The organism is Pseudomonas sp. rhizo25 (assembly GCF_031931935.1).
GTDB lineage: Bacteria > Pseudomonadota > Gammaproteobacteria > Pseudomonadales > Pseudomonadaceae > Aquipseudomonas > Aquipseudomonas synxantha.
In genome coordinates, this window is sequence record NZ_JAUJXA010000047.1 from 1 (window position 1) to 775 (window position 775).

General features: G+C 63.4%; 1 pseudogene. It reads right to left on the minus strand.

Going from position 1 to position 775, the window contains the following annotated elements:
- Positions 1-775, minus strand: a pseudogene (locus QZR30_RS27865) (type IV secretion protein Rhs); the annotation flags it as partial.

Genomic DNA, 775 nt, shown 5'->3' on the forward strand with positions numbered 1-775 from the left:
GCGGGTCAGGCGGGCGAGGGGGTCGTAGTGGTAGCGGTGTTCGCCTTTGCGGGTGTCGAGCAGGCGGGTGAGGTCGCCGGATTTGTCGTAGTCGTATTGGCGCTGGTAGCGGTGGTTTTGGTGTTGGGTGACGGCGTGGGCGTGCAGGCGGTGCTGGTCGTCGTAGTGGTAGTGGCTGAGCAGCTGACCTTGTTGACGTTGGTGTTCACGGCCGGCGCGGAACAGGTGCGAGGTGAGCACTTCGCCGTTGAGCTCGACGGTGGCGAGGTGGCCGCCTTTGTCGTGGTTGAAGGTGAGGCGGTTGTTGTCGGGCAGGCGGAGATTTTTCAGCTGGCCGCAGGCGTCGTAGCCGTAGCGCAAGGTGCCCCAGCCTTGGTGCTCGGCGGTGAGGCGGTTTTGGCGGTCGTACTCGTAGGCCAGGGCCCAGTGGCCGTCTTCGACGCTGAGAAGGTTGCCTTGGCGGTCGTAGGCGTAATCGACCACGCTGCCATCGGGCAGGGTTTTTCGGACGAGGCGCCCGGCGTGGTCGCGCTCGTAGCGGGTGACCAACGTAGAGTCATCGTCACCGTATTCCGTCTTCTCCAGCAGGTTACCGTTGAGGTCGTAGACGTAGGCGGTGCGCTGGCCGTCGAAGCCGGTTTCCTGTTGGATCAGGCCGTTGGGGTGGTAGGCGAGCTGGTAGGTTTCGCCGACTTCGTTTTCGATTTCGGTCAGCAGTAAGCGAACGTTGTCGTAGCGATACTTGACCTGGGTGCCGTCGGCATTGAGGCGGCGA